This is a genomic window from Haloplanus natans DSM 17983 (assembly GCF_000427685.1).
GTDB lineage: Archaea > Halobacteriota > Halobacteria > Halobacteriales > Haloferacaceae > Haloplanus > Haloplanus natans.
Genome location: NZ_KE386573.1, coordinates 2,240,947 through 2,259,390, shown reverse-complemented (window position 1 = coordinate 2,259,390; position 18,444 = coordinate 2,240,947). Strand labels below are relative to the sequence as shown.

Below are 18,444 nucleotides of genomic sequence, written 5' to 3'. Positions count from 1 at the left end.
TTGCTGGTGGGCGACGCGCACCGATTCGATGGTCCACCGGGGGGTCGGGAGGCCGCGATGACGAGCGTGCGCAACGTGGCCGTCTTCGGCGTCGCGCTCGCGATACCCGTCCACCTCACCGCGTCCGGTGCGGGCTACATGGACCGCGAGGATATGCTCCGGGCCGGCCTCCCGCTGGACGCCGTGGTGATCCTGCTGGCGACGGCGACGCTAACGCTTCTCGTCCGGTTCTTCTGGCCGGTCGTCCTCCAAAAGGGTCGGCCCCCGTACGGTTTCTCGTACCTCCGTACCGACGATCCACAGAGACAGTCCGGCAGACAGTTGCAGTAGTCCGTCTTATACTGTTTACTGTAACTGGTTACCGGTGAGTCGCCAAGACGGTCCGGCGACCCACCGGTAATGACTTACAGTAAACAGTATCAGTAGAACTCGCGGACCAGATCCATCGCGTCCTCGGGCGCGCCGTCGGGGATGTCGGCCATGTTGGCGTCGACGCCGTGGCTCTGCTCGTAGGGCACCGAGTCGTCGTCCCGGTAGAGGACGCCCTGATACTCCGTGCCGGGGTCGAGGATGCGCGAGCGGGCGTCCTCGTAGTTCGTCGGGTCGTGGTCGGTGTCGGCCAGGTCGACGATGGAGTCACGGAAGTAGTCGTAGGTATCCACGTCGTTGAACGTCACGCAGGGGGAGAACACGTTGACGAAGCCGAAGCCGTCGTGTTCGACCGCTTGTTTGACGATTTCGGCGTGGCGCTGGGCGTCCGTCGAGAACGACTGCGCGATGAAGGTACCGCTCGCGGCGAAGGCGAGAGCGAGGGGGTTGACCGGGGGCTGTTGGGGGCCCTCGGGCGTCGTCGACGTTTCGAAGTCCTCGCGGCTGGTCGGCGAGGCCTGCCCTTTCGTCAGGCCGTAGATTCGGTTGTCCATGACGACGTAGGTCATGTCGACGTTGCGGCGGACGGCGTGGACGAAGTGGCCGGCGCCGATGGAGTAGCCGTCGCCGTCGCCGCCCGCGACCATCACCTCGATGTCGGGGTTGGCGAGTTTGACGCCCGCCCCGACCGGGAGCGCGCGCCCGTGGACGCCGTGGAGCGCGTAGGAGCGCATGTACGTCCCGATCTTGCCCGAACAGCCGATGCCGGCGACGATGAACGTCTCGTCGGGGCTGTTGCCGGTTTCGGCCAGGGCTTTCATCATTCCGTTAATGGTGCCGAAGTCGCCACAGCCCGGGCACCACGTCGGCTGTGCGTCGGATTTGAAGTCGGTGAATCGAACGTCGGAGCTCATGGGGTCGCCTCCTCTTTTTCGTCGTCGTCAGCAAGCACCTCGGTGATCCGGTCGGCGAGTTCGTCCGCCTTGAATCGGACGCCGTCGTACTTGTTCACGCGCGTCACGCGCGTCAGCGTGTCGTGCTCGATCAGGTCCGCGAACTGTCCCGTCGCGTTACACTCGACGAGGATCACCTCGTCGGCGGCTTCCACGGCGTCGGTCAGGTCGGGCCGCGGGAAGACGTAGGGCACCGAGAGGAATCGCACGTCGATCCCTCGGTCGTCGAGGAAGTCGATCGCCTCCCGCATCGCGCCCTCGTTCGACCCCCACGAGACGACGAGCGTCGCCGCCTCGGGGTCGCCGAACTCGCGGGCCGCGAACGGTTCGCGCGCCTCCGCCGTCTCGACCTTGCGGGTGCGCTTGTCCACCTGCCGGACGCGCATATCGGTGTCCTCGGTCCGGCGCCCGAGTTCGTCGTGTTCGAGGCCGGTGGACATGTGGACGCCGCCCTCGGTGCCGGGGAACGCCCGCGGACTCACGCCGTCCTCGGTGAGTGCGTGGGGTTTGAACCGCCCCTGTTCGTCGTTCGCCCACCGTCTCCCCGTCGACGACCTTCCCGCGGTCGATTTCGACCGCGTCCATGTCGAACTCCTCCGGCGGGTAGGTCTGTTCGGTGACCGCGAGCGAGAGGTCGGCGGTCAGGTAGACCGGAATCTGGTATTTCTCCGCGAGGTTGAACGCCTCGACGGTCTTGTGGAAACACTCCGCGATGGTCGTGGGCGCGAGGACGAACCGCGGCACCTCGCCGTGTCCGCCGTAGAGCATGGCGTTCAGGTCGCCCTGTTCCTGCTTGGTGGGCATCCCCGTCGAGGGGCCGGAGCGCATCACGTTACAGATGACCAGCGGCGTCTCGCTGGTGGCGACCAGTCCGAACGTCTCGGCCATGAGGTCGATTCCCGGGCCGGAGGTGGCGGTCATGGAGCGGGCGCCGGCGCGCGCGGCGCCGAGTGCGAGGTTGATGGCGGCGAGTTCGTCCTCCGCCTGCACGACGTGGCCGCCGTAGCGCTCGATTCTGCCGGTGAGATACTCCATCACGTCCGTCGCGGGCGTGATGGGGTAGCCGGCGTAGAACCGACAGCCGCCGGCGATGGCGCCCATGCCGATGGCCTCGTCGCCGTTCAGGAGGACGTAGTTCTCGTCGGTACACTCCAGATCGTAGCCGAACTCCTGGTCGTACTCCTCGAGGACGTAGTCCCGTCCCTTCCGCGCCGCGGTCTTGTTGTTCTCGACGATGGCGGAACCCTTGTCACCGAAGCGTTTCTCGAGGGCGCTGTCGAGGTTCTCGATCGGAAAGTCACTGACGGCGCAGGCGGCGCCGAGGGCGACGACGTTGCGCATGATGGCGCCGCCGGCGTCCTCCGCGAGGCTCTTGAGCGGTACGTCGAGGCCGATCATCCCCTCGGGGATCTCCACGTCCTGCATCGTCGTCCGATCCCCGTCGTAGATGATGACGCTCCCGTCGTGGAGTTCATCGAGATTTTCGTCGATGGTCCGCTGGGTAAGCGCGATGAGCACGTCCAGCCGATCGACCACGCTCTGTACCTGGTCTACCGACGTGCGGACTTTGTACGCCGTGTAGCCGCCGCGGATTCGCGACGCGAAGTCCTTGGAGGTGAACACGTGCCGACCGGCCCTGGAAAGCGCCTGGGCGAAGATTTTTCCGGTGGAATCGATGCCGTCGCCGTCGTCTCCGGCTCCGGCGACTCCCCCGTCGGCGCCGACCGCTCGGTCGCGGCCCAGGTCGACGACCTGCTCGACCGCTACGCCCCCGACTCGGCGATCATCGTCACCGACAGCGCCGACGACGAGCGGCTGGTGCCGATCATCGAGAGTCGTCTACCGGTCGACTCCGTCGACCGCGTGGTCGTCCGACAGGCCCGCGACATCGAGTCGACGTACTACCTCCTCAAGCAGTTCCTCGCCGACGAGGAACTCCGCTCGACCGTTCTCGTTCCCGTCGGCGTCGGACTGCTCTTGCTTCCCGTCTTACTCGTGCGGTTCTCGCTCGGCATGGCGCTCGCCGGCCTCGCCTCGCTGCTCGGCGCCGCGGTGCTGTACAAGGGACTCGCGATCGACGCCTACCTGGCGCGCCTGCCCGACCAGATCAGGGACGCCCTCTACTCCGGACAGGTGTCGGTCGTCACCTACGCCGTCGCGGGCGGCCTCGCACTCGTCGGGCTCTTTCTCGGTGGCCTCGCCGTTTCGCCCGTGACCGACGGTGTCGTCCTCGTCCCAGTCATGCAGTTTTTCTACAGTAGCATCCCGTGGCTGGCGCTGGCGGCGCTCACCGCGAGCGCCGGTCGCCTGCTCGACGAACTCATCGACGCGGACCGCATCCCCCGCCCCTACCTGAACCTCCCTTTCGGCGTCGTCGCGCTTGGCCTCGTCGTCCGCGGGTTCGCCGGCTACTTCCTCGAACGCGAGGGCGTCCTCCAGCATCTCCAACTGCTCGGGGTCACCGTCCAGCCTACGGAACGCCTCGCGCTGTTCGTCGTGACGGCCATCGTGGTCTCGCTGGTCGGGGTTCGGGTGACGGCGAAAGTCGCCCACGACCATCCGGGCGAGGAAGAGGCAGACGCCGAGTCGGTCGACCGCTCGTAGTTACCAGGGCGCGAAGTCCGGATCGATCTGCCGTTCCGTCCGGCCGATGCTATCGATGGTCGATACGTCCTCGTCGTCGAGTTCCAGCGTTCGCGACGCCCAGTTGTCGCGGATGTGTGTCTCGCTCGTCGCCTTCGGAATCGCCGTGACGCCCTTCTCGCGGAGCCACGCGAGCGACACCTGTGCCTCGCTGACGCCGTGTTTGTCGGCCACGGCGTTGATCTCGGGGATGTCGAACACCTCGCCGCGGGCCAGCGGCGAGTACGCCACCACGTCGACGCCGTGATCGGCACAGTGTGCGCGGAGTTCGTCCTGCGGGAGGAGCGGGTGACACTCGATCTGGTTGGCGAAGATGGGGGCGTCGGCCGTCTCGACCGCCTCGGTCACCTGCCCGGGTTCGAAGTTGCTGACGCCGATCCGCTCGATCAGCCCCTCGTCGTACAGGTCGTCGAAGGCGGCGAGGGTGTCTTCGGCGTCGTATTCGCCTGCCGGCCAGTGGATATACAGCAGGTCGAGGTAGTCGACGCCGAGTTTCGACAGACTCTCCTCGGTGGAGGCGACGACGTCGTCGCCCCCGAGTTGGTCGATCCAGACTTTCGTCGCGAGGAAGACGTCCTCGCGTGGGACGGCGGCGCGCGCGAGGCCCTCGCCGACCGCCGTCTCGTTGTCGTAGGCCTGTGCGGTGTCGACGTGGCGATAGCCCATCTCGATGGCCGTCGCCACCGCGTTCGCACACTCTTCGGGGTCGGTGTTTTGCCACGTGCCGATACCGAGGGTCGGTATCTCGCTGATCGGGGATGTCACGTACCGATACAGGGCCGAGACGGCGAAAGGCGTTGTGGAACGGAACGACGTTACGACGACCGCTCGCCCAGGCGCTCCCTCGCGAACTTCGCGAGAAGCCCCACGTCACGGACGTGGAGGAGCCGCATCATCGCCCGGACGTTGCCCGCGTTGACCTTCGCTAGGGTGTCGCCGTCGGCGCCGCGCAGGTCCTCCATCAGCGTATCGTAGCGCTCGTTGGGCGTGAGATAGAGCAGTTCCGTCATCAGCAGGCGCTCGCGCATCCGGGGCGCCACCTCGCTGTGCCAGAGTTTGCTGTAGACCGACATCGCCTCCGCGGAGGTGTCGGGGTCCGCTTCGGTGAAACAGCGGTCGGCCGTGATGGCGGCCATCCGCCCCGATTTCATCCCCTTATGGATACCCTCTCCCCACAGGGGGTCGATGGTGGGAACCGTGTCGCCGACGGCCATGAACCCGTCCGTACACAGTTTGCCGGGCATCTGGATGTGGGCCGAGCCGCGGTGTTGCTGTTTGTCGGTGATGCGCTCGGCGTCGGCAAAGCGCGGGTCCTCGTCGAGCCACTGGTGCAGATAGTCGTCGATGCTCGCCCCGTCCCGGCCGTACTGCTCGTGGCTCTCGTTTTGAATGTAACAGAGGCCGACCTTCGCGGTGTCGCCGCCGGTGTGGAAGATCCACGAGTAGCCGCCGGGGGCGTACGTGTGGTCCAGTCGGAGCATCATCGTGTTCGTGAGGTCGGCGTACTCGGGGTGGTCCATCTCTACCCCCTCCATCTCCCACTCGACGCCGATTGCCTGGTGGTCGCGTTGCAGGTCGCTCACGCCGAGTTCCTTCGCCAGCGGCGCCGCCGGCCCCGTCGCGTCGACGACGATGTCGGCGTACACCTCTTCGTCGCCCGCGTAGCGGACGCCGGAGATGGTTCCGTCCGCCATGATCGGCGCGTTGGCGCGGGCGTCGAAGCGGTAGGTCGCCCCCTGCTCGCGACCCTCACGGACCAGCCAGCGTTTGAATTCGGCGAACTCGAGGACCGCACCGGGCTGGTGCTGGACGTAGTGGTCGTTCGGCGACTCCAGCACCACGTCGTCGGTGTAGTTCATCACCACCTCGTCCGGCACCCCGAACGAAGCCATCATAGATGGGAACGTGCCGGCGGTGGATTTGTTGCTCTGGCGGGGGAAGTCGGCCTCGGCCTCGGCCTCGAGGACGACCACGTCGTACCCCCGTTGAGCGAGGTCGCGGGCACACTGGGCCCCGGCGGGCCCCGCGCCGGCGACGATCACGTCGAAACGGTCGGGCATATTCTTCCCTACCGTGTGACCGTAATCAGTCTTTCCGAACGGCGACGGGAACAGACTCTTGCTGGTGGGCGACGCGCACCGATTCGATGGTCCACCGGGGGGTCGGGAGGCCGCGATGACGAGCGTGCGCAACGTGGCCGTCTTCGGCGTCGCGCTCGCGATACCCGTCCACCTCACCGCGTCCGGTGCGGGCTACATGGACCGCGAGGATATGCTCCGGGCCGGCCTCCCGCTGGACGCCGTGGTGATCCTGCTGGCGACGGCGACGCTAACGCTTCTCGTCCGGTTCTTCTGGCCGGTCGTCCTCCAAAAGGGTCGGCCCCCGTACGGTTTCTCGTACCTCCGTACCGACGATCCACAGAGACAGTCCGGCAGACAGTTGCAGTAGTCCGTCTTATACTGTTTACTGTAACTGGTTACCGGTGAGTCGCCAAGACGGTCCGGCGACCCACCGGTAATGACTTACAGTAAACAGTATCAGTAGAACTCGCGGACCAGATCCATCGCGTCCTCGGGCGCGCCGTCGGGGATGTCGGCCATGTTGGCGTCGACGCCGTGGCTCTGCTCGTAGGGCACCGAGTCGTCGTCCCGGTAGAGGACGCCCTGATACTCCGTGCCGGGGTCGAGGATGCGCGAGCGGGCGTCCTCGTAGTTCGTCGGGTCGTGGTCGGTGTCGGCCAGGTCGACGATGGAGTCACGGAAGTAGTCGTAGGTGTCCACGTCGTTGAACGTCACGCAGGGGGAGAACACGTTGACGAAGCCGAAGCCGTCGTGTTCGACCGCTTGTTTGACGATTTCGGCGTGGCGCTGGGCGTCCGTCGAGAACGACTGCGCGATGAAGGTACCGCTCGCGGCGAAGGCGAGAGCGAGGGGGTTGACCGGGGGCTGTTGGGGGCCCTCGGGCGTCGTCGACGTTTCGAAGTCCTCGCGGCTGGTCGGCGAGGCCTGCCCTTTCGTCAGGCCGTAGATTCGGTTGTCCATGACGACGTAGGTCATGTCGACGTTGCGGCGGACGGCGTGGACGAAGTGGCCGGCGCCGATGGAGTAGCCGTCGCCGTCGCCGCCCGCGACCATCACCTCGATGTCGGGGTTGGCGAGTTTGACGCCCGCCCCGACCGGGAGCGCGCGCCCGTGGACGCCGTGGAGCGCGTAGGAGCGCATGTACGTCCCGATCTTGCCCGAACAGCCGATGCCGGCGACGATGAACGTCTCGTCGGGGCTGTTGCCGGTTTCGGCCAGGGCTTTCATCATTCCGTTCATGGTGCCGAAGTCGCCACAGCCCGGGCACCACGTCGGCTGTGCGTCGGATTTGAAGTCGGTGAATCGAACGTCGGAGCTCATGGGGTCGCCTCCTCTTTTTCGTCGTCGTCAGCAAGCACCTCGGTGATCCGGTCGGCGAGTTCGTCCGCCTTGAATCGGACGCCGTCGTACTTGTTCACGCGCGTCACGCGCGTCAGCGTGTCGTGCTCGATCAGGTCCGCGAACTGTCCCGTCGCGTTACACTCGACGAGGATCACCTCGTCGGCGGCTTCCACGGCGTCGGTCAGGTCGGGCCGCGGGAAGACGTAGGGCACCGAGAGGAATCGCACGTCGATCCCTCGGTCGTCGAGGAAGTCGATCGCCTCCCGCATCGCGCCCTCGTTCGACCCCCACGAGACGACGAGCGTCGCCGCCTCGGGGTCGCCGAACTCGCGGGCCGCGAACGGTTCGCGCGCCTCCGCCGTCTCGACCTTGCGGGTGCGCTTGTCCACCTGCCGGACGCGCATATCGGTGTCCTCGGTCCGGCGCCCGAGTTCGTCGTGTTCGAGGCCGGTGGACATGTGGACGCCGCCCTCGGTGCCGGGGAACGCCCGCGGACTCACGCCGTCCTCGGTGAGTGCGTGGGGTTTGAACCGCCCCTGTTCGTCCTGCCACTCGCCCACCGTCTCCCCGTCGACGACCTTCCCGCGGTCGATTTCGACCGCGTCCATGTCGAACTCCTCCGGCGGGTAGGTCTGTTCGGTGACCGCGAGCGAGAGGTCGGCGGTCAGGTAGACCGGAATCTGGTATTTCTCCGCGAGGTTGAACGCCTCGACGGTCTTGTGGAAACACTCCGCGATGGTCGTGGGCGCGAGGACGAACCGCGGCACCTCGCCGTGTCCGCCGTAGAGCATGGCGTTCAGGTCGCCCTGTTCCTGCTTGGTGGGCATCCCCGTCGAGGGGCCGGAGCGCATCACGTTACAGATGACCAGCGGCGTCTCGCTGGTGGCGACCAGTCCGAACGTCTCGGCCATGAGGTCGATTCCCGGGCCGGAGGTGGCGGTCATGGAGCGGGCGCCGGCGCGCGCGGCGCCGAGTGCGAGGTTGATGGCGGCGAGTTCGTCCTCCGCCTGCACGACGTGGCCGCCGTAGCGCTCGATTCTGCCGGTGAGATACTCCATCACGTCCGTCGCGGGCGTGATGGGGTAGCCGGCGTAGAACCGACAGCCGCCGGCGATGGCGCCCATGCCGATGGCCTCGTCGCCGTTCAGGAGGACGTAGTTCTCGTCGGTACACTCCAGATCGTAGCCGAACTCCTGGTCGTACTCCTCGAGGACGTAGTCCCGTCCCTTCCGCGCCGCGGTCTTGTTGTTCTCGACGATGGCGGAACCCTTGTCACCGAAGCGTTTCTCGAGGGCGCTGTCGAGGTTCTCGATCGGAAAGTCACTGACGGCGCAGGCGGCGCCGAGGGCGACGACGTTGCGCATGATGGCGCCGCCGGCGTCCTCCGCGAGGCTCTTGAGCGGTACGTCGAGGCCGATCATCCCCTCGGGGATCTCCACGTCCTGCATCGTCGTCCGATCCCCGTCGTAGATGATGACGCTCCCGTCGTGGAGTTCATCGAGATTTTCGTCGATGGTCCGCTGGGTAAGCGCGATGAGCACGTCCAGCCGATCGACCACGCTCTGTACCTGGTCTACCGACGTGCGGACTTTGTACGCCGTGTAGCCGCCGCGGATTCGCGACGCGAAGTCCTTGGAGGTGAACACGTGCCGACCGGCCCTGGAAAGCGCCTGGGCGAAGATTTTTCCGGTGGAATCGATGCCGTCGCCGGCTTCCCCACCGACCGCCCAGTTGAAGTCCGCAGGCATACTGTGGTGGATCTATCGCCGGACTGCTCAAAAGCCTTCTGAATGGTTCGGGTTCCCGCAAAAACGGACGGTCGATCCCTCCGCCCCGGCCGTGCGGCCCGCACCGCGGCGCGGTCGTCAGATGGCGTAAGTTTATCACGAATGATTGGGAATCCCTACGATGAGACATGTCCGACGACGACATCGAACTAGAGGCGCGCCTCGAAGAGCAAGAGGTGTTCGAGCCCTCGGACGCCTTCGTCGAGCAGGCAAACGTCTCGGATCCCGAGATTTACGAGGCGTTCGAGGAGAACTGGCCCGACTGTTGGGAGGGAGCGGCCGACCTCCTCGACTGGGAGGAGGGGTACGACCAGGTGCTCGACGATTCGAACCCGCCTTTTTATAAGTGGTTCACCGACGGCAAGCTGAACGCGTCGACGAACTGCTTGGACCGACATTTGGAAGAGCGGGGCGACGAGGTGGCCATCGAGTGGGTCGGCGAACCCGTCGACGAGGACGACCGTTCGTTCACTTACGAGGAGCTTCACCGCGAAGTCAACGAGTGTGCGGCGGCGCTCCGGGATATGGGCGTCGGCGAGGACGACGTGGTGACGATGTATATGCCGATGATCCCCGAACTCCCCATCGCCATGCTGGCGTGTGCGCGCATCGGCGCGCCACACAGCGTGGTGTTCGCGGGCTTCTCGGCGGACGCGCTGGCGACGCGGATGAACGCCGCCGACTCCGAATACCTCGTCACGTGTGATGGCTACTACCGCCGTGGCGACCCCCTCGACCACCTCGCGAAGGCCAACGAGGGCCTCGGCGGCGTCGACCACGAGGTCGAGGGCGTGGTCGTGGCCGAACGCCTCCGGGACGGCGACGGCTTCGGGCACGAGATGGCGGCCAACCAGCACGCCTACGCGGACCTGATCGCCGACCACGAGGGGGCCATCGTGGAACCGGTCCAGCGCGACGCCGAGGACATGCTCTTCCTGATGTACACCTCGGGAACGACGGGCCAGCCCAAGGGCGTCAAACACACCACGGGCGGCTACCTCGCCTGGGCGTCGTGGACCTCGCAGGCGGTGCTCGACATCAAGCCCGAGGACACCTACTTCTGCTCGGCCGACATTGGCTGGATCACGGGCCACTCCTACATCGTCTACGGGCCGCTGGCGCTCGGCACGACGACGATGATGTACGAGGGGACGCCGGATCACCCGGACCGCGACCGCCTCTGGGAGATCGTCGAGGAGTACGAGGCGAATCAGCTCTACACCGCGCCCACGGCGATCCGTGCGTTCATGAAGTGGGGCTCGGAGTACCCCGAACGCCACGACCTCTCCAGCCTGCGACTGCTGGGCACCGTCGGCGAACCCATCAACCCGCGGGCGTGGAAGTGGTACTACAAACACATCGGCAACGAGGAGTGCCCCATCGTCGACACGTGGTGGCAGACCGAGACGGGTGGCATGATGGTCACGACGCTGCCCGGCGTCAAGGACATGAAACCCGGCTCCGCCGGCCCGCCGCTCCCCGGCGTCGACGCCCGGATCGTCGACACCAGCGGCGACGAGGTCGGCGCCGGCCGCGCCGGCTATCTCACCGTCGAGAAGCCCTGGCCCGGCATGCTCCGAACCCTGTATAAGAACGACGAGCGCTACATCGAGGAGTACTGGGCGGAGTACTCCGACACTGACAGTTCGGACCCCGACGACTGGGTCTACTTCCCGGAGGACGGCGCGAAGATCGACGACGACGGCTACATCACCGTCCTCGGCCGCGTCGACGACGTGCTCAACGTCTCCGGACATCGCCTGGGAACGATGGAGATCGAATCCGCCATCGTCGGCGTCAAGGGCGTCGCCGAGGCGGCCGTCGTCGGCGGCGACCACGAGGTGAAAGGCGAGGCCGTCTACGCCTACGTCATCACCGAGGAGGGCTACGAGGAGAACGACGAACTCCGCCAGCGAATCATCGAGGGCGTCGAGGACGCCATCGGTCCCATCGCGCGCCCGGAGCGTGTCGTCTTCTCGCCCGACCTGCCCAAGACGCGCTCGGGCAAGATCATGCGCCGCCTGCTGGAGGACATAGCCAACGAGGCCGAACTGGGTGACACCTCGACGCTTCGCAACCCCGACATCGTCGAGGACATCCAGGGCAAGATCAGCGGCGATTAAGACGACGGCGGCTTTTCTTTCCAGTCGCGCCACACCGATAGCAGTTCGTACGCGAACACGACGGCGACGAGCGCGAGCGACCCCCAGACGAGGACGGCGAACTGGAACGCGGTCACGGCCGCTCACCCCCGTCGGTGACGGTGTCGTCGAGTCCCTCGGCCTCGCGGCTCAGTCGGTCGAGGTCGTACCGCCGGTTCCCGAGCCGAGCGGTCAGGACGGCCAGTCCGGCCGAGACGGCGGCGGCGCCGACGAAAGAGACGAAGTAGGAGGCCGCGGGGAGCGCCGAGGGGGGGAGGGCGCCACGCGCCGGCGGGAAGAAGGCGAGGCCGACGAGGAGACCGGCGGCGCTGGCCGCGGTGACGCCTCCGGACCACGCTCGGGGGGAGTAGAGCCCGTAGAGCAGGGGGAGGAAGGTGGCGGCCGCGAGGAGGTCCGCGAGCAAAAAGAGGGTGAGCACGGAGTAGCCCTGTGCCCCGACGACGGTCGCCGCGGCGGCGACGACGACGGTCACCGCGCGCGCGGCGGTCGTCAGGCCGTCGTCCGAGAGGTCGGTCACCCGCGGCAGGTCGACGGTGACCACGCTCGCGATGGCGTTGAAGAGGGTGTCGGCGCTGGAGACGACGAGCAGGACGGCGAGGACGGCGACGGCGACGACGGCCGGGTCGGGGAGCACCTCGGTCACGACGAGAAAGAAGGCGACGCTGGCGTCGGCGGGCGCCTCGACGAGGCCCAGACCGACGGCGACGGGGCCGAAGATACCCGCGAGGAAGACCATCGGCACCACCGCGACGGCGGCGACGAGAAATGAGCGCCGGAGCGTCCCCTCGTCGCTCGCGGCGTACACCCGCTGCCACCACGCCTGATTCAGCATCTCCGCGCCGACGATGGCGACGACGACGTACGCGCCGAACTCCAGACCGCTCGGGGAGCCGACTGCGAGGAGTTCCGGGGCGGATTCGACGACGGTGGCGTGGGCGGCGTCCGTCCCGCCAAGCGCCAACAGGGTGACGATCACGCTCACGATGAGTAAGGGGAGAATGAGTACCGTCTGTACCGTGTCGGTGACCATGCTCGCGCGCAGGCCGCCGTAGCCCGTGTACGCGAGGACGGTGACGCCGACGACGGCCGCCGTCTGCCAACCGGGCACCCCGGCGACCAGCGAGAGTGCGCTCGCGATGCCGGTGAACTCCGCGGCGAGGAAGACGAACATGTAGGCGACGCTCACGAGGAGGACGTAGCCGTACATGATCGGCCCGTAGCGGGCGTAGGCGTACTCCGTGAGGCTGTGACCTTCGGGGAGGAGGGTGCGGATGCGCGGGCCGACGACCGCGAAGGCACCGAGCGCGAGGGCCGACCCCGCGGCGTAGCCGGCGACGGCCGTGATACCCCCGAAGGCCGCGCCGGCCTCGGCGGGGCTGAACAGGATCCACGCGCCCATACTCGAGGCGACGATCGTCGCGGTCAACGTCCCGCCGCCGGTGGAGTTGCGGGCGGTGATGTAATCCTCCACCGTCTCGATACGCCCCCGCGCGTACCACGCGCCAAACGCCGCGAACGCGAGGAGAACGACCACGAGCAGTCCCAGCAGCGTCGGTGTCGTCACCACGGTGACACACCTCCGAGTCGGTCGTGCATGGGCGTCGGCACGCGGCCGACGGTGTAATAGTTTGTGTTATAACCGGGTAATCATCGGTCGCTCGGGCCGACACGCCCGCCGGGGCGACGCGGAGAAGGGGACGACGACTTACAGGTAGCTCGCGTCCCACCGGGTGGGCTTGCGGCGGTTCTCACAGTCCTGGCAGACCACGCGGCCCATGGTGTCCATCGAGATGCCGAAGCCGTCGCAGTTGCCACAGAGGTAGCCGTAGCGCTCGGAGCGGTCGCGGTCGAGGTAGACGGAGTAGAACGGGCCCTCGGAGCCACGGACGCTCTCGTCGAGGGCGACGTACACCTGTCGGCCGTCGGGGAGGGTCGCGGCCTCGGTGAGCACCTGTCGACCGCCGGTCTCGGGGAACTTGGAGTAGAGCTTCTCGACGAACGGTTCGCCGCCGATTTCGACGGTGCGTTCGCCGATCCCTTCGAAGTCCTCGCGTTCGTAGAAGCCGGCGCCGGCCTCGTTGGCTTCGAGCACGCGCCCTTCGACGCGGGCGACGCCGTGGTCGTTGAGGCGACTCTCCAGCGCCGCCAGCAGTTCGTCGCCGATACGCTGTCCGCGGCTCCCGGGTTCGACGTGGAGCCAGTCGATTTCGCCGACGATCTCCCGCCGGTCGACGACGTAGCTCTGGGCGAACCCGACGATGATGTCCTCGTCGACGGCGACGAGGAACTCCGTCTCCGGATCGTCCAGGTCGTCGGCGAGCGTGTCCTCGTCGTACCACCGCTCGACCGCCTGGGCGATGATGTCGTCCTCCAGTGCGTGTCCGTACGACGCGGCGAGGGAATCGTGGGCCACGGTCCGAATTCCCTCGATGTCCGCCGCGGTTGCCTCGCGGATCTCCATGCTGTGGAGTGTGCGGTGCCAGTCCTTAAATGGTCGCGATAGGGGGCGACCTCCGGGCGATAGTATAAGTGCCGCGCGCTGGACGGGTCGGGCGTGTCGGATCGCTGGCTCTACGGCTGGGCGCTCGCCGCCGTCGGTCTGGGCGGGGCGTCGCTCGTCGTGCCGCTCTATGCCGTCGAACTCGGTGGCGGGCCGGTCACTCTGGGCATCCTCGCGGCGACGGCGGCCGCCGTGGGCGCTCCCGGTGCGCTCGTCGTCGGCCGACTCGCCGACCGCACCGGCGGTCGGCGGGTGTACGTCCTCGGTGCCGTCGCCATCGTCGCCGTGGGCCTCGCCGTCGTCGCGAGCGCCGGGTCGATTCCGGTCGTCGTCGCCGCCAACGCCGCCATCTGGTTCGCCTTCGCCGCGGCGACGCCCGTCCTCACCCTTCTCGTCGTGGTCGGCGCGCCCGAAGCCGACTGGAGCGATCGGATCGCCCGCCTCAACGAGTGGCAAGGCGTCGGCTGGGCGCTCGGCCTCCTCGTCGGCTTCCTCGTGATCGTCGGCGGCGAGCGACTGGTCGGACTGGACCCGGCGACGGCGCTCCGGGCGGTCTGTCTCGTCTGTGCCGCCAGCGCGGGCGTCGGGTGGTTCGTCGCCGCCCGGACGCTCCCGAGCGATCCGACCGGGGACGCCCCGGCACCTCGGCGGCTCAGGCGCGCGCTTCGTGGTGCCGCCCGCTTCGGCGTTCGGGGTGCTGGCTTCCCGTTCACGCCCGGACGGGTCGACCTCCGCGGCCTCCATCCCCGGCGGTTCGTCCGGCGGTTCACGCCCGGACTCGCGCTGTATTTCGCCGCCATCGTCCTCGTGTTCGCCGGCTTCGGAGCCTTTTTCGCCCCACTCCCCGCGTACCTCGCGGGTGCCGGCTTCGGCTCGGACGCCGTCTTCGGCCTCTATCTCGGCTTGAACGTCGGCGCCGCGGCCTCCTTCGGGGGCGCCGCGACGCTCGTCGAGCGCTACGAGGTGACGCTGGTCCACGCCGGAAGCCTCGCCGTCCGGGGCGTCGCGCTCCCCGCCGTCGTGCTTGTCGGCGGGGCGCTGGCGGTCGCGATTCCCCTGTTCGTGGTCATCGGGGTGACGTGGGCGGTGATCGCCGTCTCGGCGGCCACGCTCGTAACCCGCCTGTCGCCGCCTATCGTCCGCGGCGAGGCGCTCGGCGTCTACAGCGCGCTCTCGACGGTCGCGAGCGGCGTCGGGAGCGTCGGCGGTGGGTGGCTCGCGACAAGGGGGTACACCCAGGCGTTCGCCGTCGCCGGCGGCCTGATCTTCGCAGGTGTGGGCGTCGTGCTGGTGCTTCGCCTGCGCGTCGCCGGCGGCGGCACGGAGCGGACCGTTTATTCCGCGGACGGCTCAGAGTGAGGTATGGACACCTGGCAGCGTCGGACCTCACAGTACCTCGTCCTCCTCGTCGGGGTGATGATCGGCTACGCGGCTGTGTACGACGCCGGGATGAGCGCCTTCGAGGGATCGCCGATCAGCTACCTCCACGCGCTCCAAGTGGTCGTCGAGACGTTCACCACGACCGGCTTCGGCTCCGACGCCCCGTGGGAAAGCGCGGAGATGAACGTCCTCGTCATCGTGATGGACTTGACGGGCGTCGTCCTCATCTTCCTGGCGCTTCCGGTGCTCGTCTTCCCGCTGTTCGAGGAGGCCATCTCGACGACGGTGCCGACGGCGGCGAGCGAGGACCTGACGAATCACGTCGTCATCTGTACGCTGACGCCGCGGGGCGAGACCCTCGTCGACGAACTCGACTCCTGGGAGGTGGACCACCTGATCCTCGAACCCGACCGGGACCGGGCGAAAGATCGCTACGAGGAGGGGTACGACGTGATCCACGCCGACCCGCAGTCGGTCGACGGCCTCGAAGCCGCCCGCCTCCCCGCCGCCCGCTGTCTCGTCGCCGACGGCTCCGACCCCATCAACACGAGCACGATCCTCACCGCGAAGGAAGTCGCCGAGGACGTACGGACGGTGAGCGTCGTCGACGACCCGGAGCGCGAGCGCTACCACCGCCTCGCCGGCGCCGACAGCGTGCTCTCGCCGCGCGCGCTCCTCGGCGAGGGACTGGCCTCGAAGGTGACGACGGGTATCTCCACGGAGCTGGGCGAGGCCATCGAAATCGGCGAGGACTTCGAGGTGGCCGAACTCCCGATCCAGCGGGGGAGCGATCTGGTCGGTCGCACCATCGCCGAGAGCGGCGTCCGCGAGCGTGCCGGCGTGAACATCGTCGGCGCGTGGTTCCGGGGGCAGTTCGAGAGCCCACCCGATCCGGACGCCACCCTCGACAACGGCACCGTTCTGTTGGTCACGGGTCGGGAGGCACAGCTCGAACAACTCAAGGACCTTACGACGTCCGACGTGCGCCGGTTCAGTCGGGGACGGACCGTCGTCATCGGCCACGGCGAGGTCGGCACCACCGTGTCGAGTGCGCTCTCGGCGGCCGGCGTCTCGAGCGTCGTGATAGACCTGGGCGACGGCCCCGGCGTCGACGTGGTCGGCGACGGGACCGACCCCGACGCGCTCTCGCAAGCGGGTATCCAGGACGCCCGCACGGCGATTCTCGCCATCCCCGACGACACGCTCACCGAGTTCGCTATCCTCGTCATCCGGGATCTGAACCCGTCGATCGAACTGATCGCGCGGGCCGAGGAGACCGAGAACGTCCAGAAGATGTATCGTGCGGGCGCGGACTACGTCCTCTCGCTCGCGACGGTCAGCGGTCGGATGCTCGCCTCGACGATCTTAGAAGACGAGGAGGTCATATCCCTGGACAAGCAAGTCGAGGTGATCCGAACCCACGCGCCCCGACTCGTCGGTCGGACGCTCGGGGAAGCGGACGTGCGGGCGCGAACTGGCTGTACCGTCGTCGGCGTCGAACGCGACGGCGAGGTGATCACCGACCTCGGTGCCGACTTCCTGATCCACGAGGGCGACGAACTCGTCATCGCCGGGACCGACGAGGGGACGAACCGGTTCACCGAGACGCTCGCTTAATCCATCGTTACGACGAGTTTGCCGAGCGTCTCCCGTTCCTGCATCGTCCCGAACGCGGCGGCCGTCTCCGAGAGCGGGAAGGTGCGGTCGATCCGGGGATCAAGGTCGCCCGCAGCGACGAGGTCGACCAGCCGTTCCAGATCGGCCTGTGTGCCCATCGTGCTCCCGATGACGCGTTTGTGTCCCCGGAACAGCCCCGCGATGTCGATTTCGGACGTGGGGCCTGCGGTGCGCCCGCAGACGACCATCCGCCCGCCGCGGCGCATGACGTCGAGTCCGAGCCCCGTGTAGACGCCACCGAGGTGGTTGACGACGGCGTCGGGCGTTCCGATGTCCGCGACGGCGTCGCGCAGGTCGTCCGGATCGGTGCCATGGATGGTGTGGTCGGCGCCGAGGTCGGCAACGGCGTCGAGTTTCGACGACGACGACGAGGTGCCGATGGTGCGGACGCCGCGGATGTCGGCGAGTTGGATCGTCGCGACGCCGACGCCGCCGGTCGCGCCGGGGACGAAGAGGAGGTCGCCGGGTTCCACCTCGGCCCGCCGGAGCATGTGGTAGGCAGTGAGGTAGGCCGTCGGAAGCGCCGCGGCCGTCGTCGCGTCCACGCCGTCGGGCAGGGGGATCAGTCGGTCGGCCGCGACGCGGGCTTGCTCCGCGAGGCCGCCGTGGTAAAGCGAGTAGTTCGCACAGAGATTTTCGGGGCCTTCGCGGCAGAACCGACAGGTGCCACACGTCTCGTTCGGGCAGAGGACGACGCGGTCGCCGGGGTCGACGCCGGTCACGCCCTCGCCGACGGCGTCGACGACGCCGACGACGTCGAGGCCGGTGACGAAGGGGAGATCGGACGGGTCGATCATCGCCGACGCCCCGTTCAGAATCCAGAGGTCGTGGTGGTTGATCGAACAGGCCTCGACGTCGACGACGGCCTCGCCTGGGCCGGGGTCGGGGCTGTCGACGTCGATGACTTCGATGCCGTCCGGGCCGATCAGGTCGGTGAATGCTGCGGCACGCATCGGCTCCCCGTTCGGTGCGGGGACTCACACGGTTTATTGTACGTCAGTCTCGTCGGGACGAACCACCCGGAGATCGACGGACGTGAGCCCTACTCTCCGATACTGTCCGGAAAACTCCCGTCGATCGGTTCGAGCACGGCCGATAATTACCGGTTAACAATTTCTCGTTCGCGGGCGTTATTTAACTTATTTAGGTTCCGCAGTCGCCAATTATTTTACGTCCGCGAGATACACACGGCCGAGGCGGCCGGGGTCGACGGGCGATGGAAGTGGGTGACACCCACCGTTGCGACATGCCATGCGACAGGACTGTCCAACCCGTCCACGAAAGCTTCGTCGCCGCCTCGTACAGGTCGGTCGTTCTGTCCGTTTTGGGTGGATCCACCCGGAGTACAAGCGCACGGTGGAGTATTAATACTCACCGTGTCCGTGTACGTTCGACACACGGTCGCATCGCGGTACTGGACACTCGCGTCGACGCCGGCCGAGGGGTCCCTCAGCCGCGCCATTCGGGACGGTCCGAGCCACTCGTCGATACCGTGCGAAACGTTATCGGATATCTCCGATGACTTAACCGTGCGGACCACTTATTATGCCT

General features: G+C 67.4%; 14 protein-coding genes and 1 pseudogene. 6 read left to right on the top strand and 9 right to left on the bottom strand.

Annotated elements, in window-relative coordinates:
* Nucleotides 1–57: 57 nt before the first annotated feature.
* Nucleotides 58–330, top strand: coding sequence for a hypothetical protein (locus HALNA_RS13675; protein ID WP_049936897.1), 273 nt, complete (start codon nucleotides 58–60; stop codon nucleotides 328–330).
* 89 nt (nucleotides 331–419) lie between these two features.
* Here the strand turns inward: HALNA_RS13675 and HALNA_RS13670 are convergent, their stop codons facing one another.
* Nucleotides 420–1,283, bottom strand: coding sequence for a 2-oxoacid:ferredoxin oxidoreductase subunit beta (locus HALNA_RS13670; protein WP_049936899.1), 864 nt, complete (start codon nucleotides 1,281–1,283; stop codon nucleotides 420–422).
* Nucleotides 1,280–3,065 (bottom strand): annotated as a pseudogene (locus HALNA_RS13665) (2-oxoacid:acceptor oxidoreductase subunit alpha). Before HALNA_RS13665 ends, HALNA_RS13670 begins: the two are co-directional and overlap by 4 nt.
* On the opposite strand from HALNA_RS13665, the gene HALNA_RS19440 reads away from it, so the two are divergent.
* Complete coding sequence (locus HALNA_RS19440; protein WP_157573547.1) at nucleotides 2,946–3,926, top strand: DUF373 family protein; 981 nt, start codon at nucleotides 2,946–2,948, stop codon at nucleotides 3,924–3,926. The pseudogene HALNA_RS13665 and the gene HALNA_RS19440 sit on opposite strands and share 120 nt — an antisense overlap.
* On the opposite strand, the gene HALNA_RS13660 is transcribed toward HALNA_RS19440, so the two are convergent.
* Nucleotides 3,927–4,709: an aldo/keto reductase gene (locus tag HALNA_RS13660; RefSeq protein WP_049938078.1), complete on the bottom strand. Its 783-nt coding sequence runs from the start codon at nucleotides 4,707–4,709 to the stop codon at nucleotides 3,927–3,929.
* A 71-nt stretch (nucleotides 4,710–4,780) separates the two neighbouring features.
* Entirely contained in the window at nucleotides 4,781–6,025 is a 1,245-nt protein-coding gene (locus tag HALNA_RS13655; RefSeq protein ID WP_049936898.1) for a digeranylgeranylglycerophospholipid reductase, read from the bottom strand.
* 115 nt (nucleotides 6,026–6,140) lie between these two features.
* Here HALNA_RS13655 and HALNA_RS13650 point away from each other — a divergent pair, with 115 nt between their 5' ends.
* Complete coding sequence (locus HALNA_RS13650) at nucleotides 6,141–6,413, top strand: hypothetical protein (RefSeq protein ID WP_049936897.1); 273 nt, start codon at nucleotides 6,141–6,143, stop codon at nucleotides 6,411–6,413.
* Between the two features lie 89 nt (nucleotides 6,414–6,502).
* Here the strand turns inward: HALNA_RS13650 and HALNA_RS13645 are convergent, their stop codons facing one another.
* Both HALNA_RS13645 and HALNA_RS13640 read right to left on the bottom strand, forming a co-directional pair.
* Nucleotides 6,503–7,366, bottom strand: a complete 864-nt coding sequence (locus HALNA_RS13645; RefSeq protein WP_049936896.1) for a 2-oxoacid:ferredoxin oxidoreductase subunit beta — start codon at nucleotides 7,364–7,366, stop codon at nucleotides 6,503–6,505.
* On the bottom strand, nucleotides 7,363–9,135 hold the full coding sequence (locus HALNA_RS13640) for a 2-oxoacid:acceptor oxidoreductase subunit alpha (protein WP_049936895.1): 1,773 nt from the start codon (nucleotides 9,133–9,135) through the stop codon (nucleotides 7,363–7,365). Before HALNA_RS13640 ends, HALNA_RS13645 begins: the two co-directional genes overlap by 4 nt.
* Nucleotides 9,136–9,302: 167 nt before the next feature.
* Here HALNA_RS13640 and acs point away from each other — a divergent pair, with 167 nt between their 5' ends.
* Nucleotides 9,303–11,297 (top strand): acetate--CoA ligase, encoded by a 1,995-nt coding sequence (acs, locus tag HALNA_RS13635; protein WP_049936894.1) that lies wholly within the window; start codon nucleotides 9,303–9,305, stop codon nucleotides 11,295–11,297.
* A gap of 112 nt (nucleotides 11,298–11,409) precedes the next feature.
* Here acs and HALNA_RS13630 read toward each other — a convergent pair whose 3' ends face one another.
* Both HALNA_RS13630 and HALNA_RS13625 read right to left on the bottom strand, forming a co-directional pair.
* Nucleotides 11,410–12,903, bottom strand: coding sequence for a sodium:solute symporter family transporter (locus tag HALNA_RS13630; protein ID WP_049936893.1), 1,494 nt, complete (start codon nucleotides 12,901–12,903; stop codon nucleotides 11,410–11,412).
* A gap of 138 nt (nucleotides 12,904–13,041) precedes the next feature.
* Nucleotides 13,042–13,797 carry a GNAT family N-acetyltransferase gene (locus HALNA_RS13625; protein WP_049936892.1) on the bottom strand — a complete coding sequence of 252 codons (756 nt, stop codon included), beginning with the start codon at nucleotides 13,795–13,797 and terminating at the stop codon, nucleotides 13,042–13,044.
* 93 nt (nucleotides 13,798–13,890) lie between these two features.
* On the opposite strand from HALNA_RS13625, the gene HALNA_RS13620 reads away from it, so the two are divergent.
* Both HALNA_RS13620 and HALNA_RS13615 read left to right on the top strand, forming a co-directional pair.
* The gene (locus tag HALNA_RS13620) at nucleotides 13,891–15,195 is read left to right on the top strand and encodes an MFS transporter (RefSeq protein ID WP_049936891.1); all 1,305 of its coding nucleotides are present in this window, start codon (nucleotides 13,891–13,893) and stop codon (nucleotides 15,193–15,195) included.
* Between the two features lie 3 nt (nucleotides 15,196–15,198).
* On the top strand, nucleotides 15,199–16,833 hold the full coding sequence (locus HALNA_RS13615) for a potassium channel family protein (RefSeq protein ID WP_049936890.1): 1,635 nt from the start codon (nucleotides 15,199–15,201) through the stop codon (nucleotides 16,831–16,833).
* Here the strand turns inward: HALNA_RS13615 and HALNA_RS13610 are convergent.
* The gene (locus tag HALNA_RS13610) at nucleotides 16,830–17,846 is read right to left on the bottom strand and encodes an alcohol dehydrogenase catalytic domain-containing protein (RefSeq protein WP_049936889.1); all 1,017 of its coding nucleotides are present in this window, start codon (nucleotides 17,844–17,846) and stop codon (nucleotides 16,830–16,832) included. The two genes, HALNA_RS13615 and HALNA_RS13610, sit on opposite strands and share 4 nt — an antisense overlap.
* Nucleotides 17,847–18,444 lie beyond the last annotated feature (598 nt).